This is a genomic window from Bartonella melophagi K-2C, from assembly GCF_000278255.1.
Taxonomy (GTDB): Bacteria; Pseudomonadota; Alphaproteobacteria; order Rhizobiales; family Rhizobiaceae; genus Bartonella; species Bartonella melophagi.
The window spans coordinates 264,934-267,381 of record NZ_JH725083.1 but is presented as its reverse complement, the minus strand read 5'-3'; the positions used below and the strand labels follow the sequence as shown (position 1 = coordinate 267,381).

General features: G+C 35.0%; 4 protein-coding genes. 3 read left to right on the top strand and 1 reads right to left on the bottom strand.

Translation table 11 applies throughout. From position 1 onward, the window contains the following. Nucleotides 1-97: 97 nt before the first annotated feature. On the bottom strand, nt 98-352 hold the full coding sequence (locus ME3_RS05195; protein ID WP_051011134.1) for a helix-turn-helix transcriptional regulator: 255 nt from the start codon (nt 350-352) through the stop codon (nt 98-100). A gap of 94 nt (nt 353-446) precedes the next feature. Here ME3_RS05195 and ME3_RS05190 point away from each other — a divergent pair, with 94 nt between their 5' ends. The 3 genes from ME3_RS05190 to ME3_RS05180 form a co-directional block, all read left to right on the top strand. Then, nucleotides 447-1,049 (top strand): XRE family transcriptional regulator, encoded by a 603-nt coding sequence (locus ME3_RS05190; protein WP_007477727.1) that lies wholly within the window; start codon nt 447-449, stop codon nt 1,047-1,049. A 160-nt stretch (nt 1,050-1,209) separates the two neighbouring features. Beyond that, a complete protein-coding gene (locus tag ME3_RS05185; RefSeq protein ID WP_007477726.1) occupies nt 1,210-1,608 on the top strand; it encodes a hypothetical protein in 399 nt (132 codons plus the stop codon). 66 nt (nt 1,609-1,674) lie between these two features. Beyond that, nucleotides 1,675-2,448 (top strand): antA/AntB antirepressor family protein (locus ME3_RS05180; RefSeq protein WP_007477725.1); only part of this gene is annotated, 774 nt, incomplete at its 3' end.

Sequence of the window (2,448 nt, the reverse complement as noted above, 5' to 3'; positions counted from 1 at the left end):
GAGTGCAGTTATATTTCTTTCCAAATCTTGAATTATCAACCTTCTCACTTTCTTCCGTAAGCTCGTATTTCTTTTCTATACTCATGTTCTTATCCACCTAATATTGTTGACCATCGGTTTGATCACACCCCAACCTGCTCCCCACGCAACCATCAGTAAATTCAGATGGTAAGGAGACTAAACTATCTTGCAATTGGCATAACTTTAAATAATTTCTTAAAGACAACCCTTTGCCTTTTTCCCAACGGCAAACAGAAGCCTGCTTAACACCTAAAATATCTGCTAACTCTCTCTGCGTTATCGCCAAACATTTTCGGATGGATTTAACTTCTAATTTATTTTCGGTTATCATGTGATACTCTTTTAAATTTACTATATACGTAATAGTATCAACATTTATAAAAAAAACAATAGATTTTTTTAATTTAGTAATCATAAAATTAATTATGACAAAAAATATCATTGCCGTATTAAATGTACTTCAATCTGAATTTGGTCTGACCCAAAGAGATCTTGCAAGTAAATTAAATGTGACTCAAGCGACCATATCAAGATGGTTAGCGAGTGAATCAGATCCTAGAGGTTCACATAGAGATGCAATACTAGAATTATATAAAAGTTTAAAAGGCTATAACCAAGTTACTACACTTATTCCTATTATGGGATTTGTAGGGGCGGGATTTGAAATTGATACCGATGTTGAGCAAATTCCAGAAAACGGCCTTGAAACAGTTGAGATACCGTTTGACTTACCTTTTGAGGCGCTAGGATTCATGGTTCGCGGCCTTTCTATGTACCCGATGTATAAAGATGGAGACTTAATCATAGTCAAGCATTTGCAAACAAGACCAATAAGTGACTATTACGGTGATGAAGTTGTCATTTTAACAGAAGATAATAGACGCTTTATTAAAAAAATTGTTCGTTCTCCAGAAGGTATTGCACTTGAATCATATAATGCTCCTGTAATAAAAAATGTTAATATAAAGTGGATCGGAGAAATAGTTGCAATACTACCACGCAAAGGCTACCGCCTGCTTATGAGGTAAGTTAATTTAACCTTTTGATTCTCTTATTTCGAAGCCAATATTTTAAATGCACATGTAAAAAAATAAATATTGTGCAATTTTTCTCTTGCTTTTATTTATACGTTTGCGTATATGTATGTAAAAACAACCATTTACGAACAAGGAATAGAGGGGATGGAAAATGAATGAACAGTTTTTTGTGAATGCTGATGAGATTTTGTTGCTTGTATGCAGTGGTGATTATCATCACGCTCAATCTGGACCAATTAATAAGACTGAAATCATGAGCATTGTTGACGGTTTAGATGATGTTGAAAGCATTCTTCGCATTGATCTTCAGTCAAATCGCTATGATGATATTTCAGAAGAAATCGCTGAGCTCTATATTGAAAAATACTTAAACGAAGGCCGCTATTGTTTTTTAGAGTCTAATCCTTATCCCTTTATAGCTGAGAGTGATGCATACGATGATCTTTTAGAAGATATAAAAGAGCGGGAATATGCTGATGCAACCTACGGCAGTTATGAAGAGCAACATCGTTTACGTCCTTGCGATGTTTTAAATATGAATTATCGGTGAGATACAGCAATACCCCTTTTTTCTCACCCCATCTGAAAAACCAATCCAAACATTATGAGGCTTATAATGGAAACGCTTATCCCTATTTGGAACCATACAATGAACCAAGAAACTGTCCAAACAGTCAATGCACGTGAGTTGTATACATTCTTAAAAGTTAATTCCAATTTTAACGATTGGATAGTGCATCGTATTAAAGAGTATGGTTTCCTAGAAAACAAAGACTTTGTGAGTTTTACTAAAATTTTAGTAAACCCTCAAAATGGTCGTCCATGCATCGAATACTACCTCACCTTAGACATGGCAAAAGAACTTGCTATGATTGAGCGTAATGAAAAGGGTAAGCAAGCCCGTCAATATTTCATTGAATGTGAACGAAAAGCAAAACAAATAACACCTCCTCAAATTGACTATTCTGATCCTCAGATCATGTTAGGTGTTTTGACGTACCTCAAAAATGCAAATGATCGCCTTCAATCTTCAGAATGCTCTGATGAGCTGCTTGATATCAATGATGCAGCACAAAAATTAGGCATGTGTCCTGAAGATTTAACCAACTGTTTGATTAATCATCGTTGGATTTATCGTCGTAATGATAAAAAATTGGTGCCTTATTATAGTAAAGTCGATGAAGGACTGATGGGGTATGTCCCAAAAACCATTCAAACCATTACCGGAAGAAAAAAGAGCGTTCCTAGTGCAAAAATTACACCAAAAGGATTAAAATGTCTAAGTGTGAGACTCCAAAAACACATCTGCACTCAAGAAGAGATCAATGACTTTGTTAATGCTAAAGTTGCTGATTTTAAAACAATGACAGCAACAACGCTTTCTTCTCAA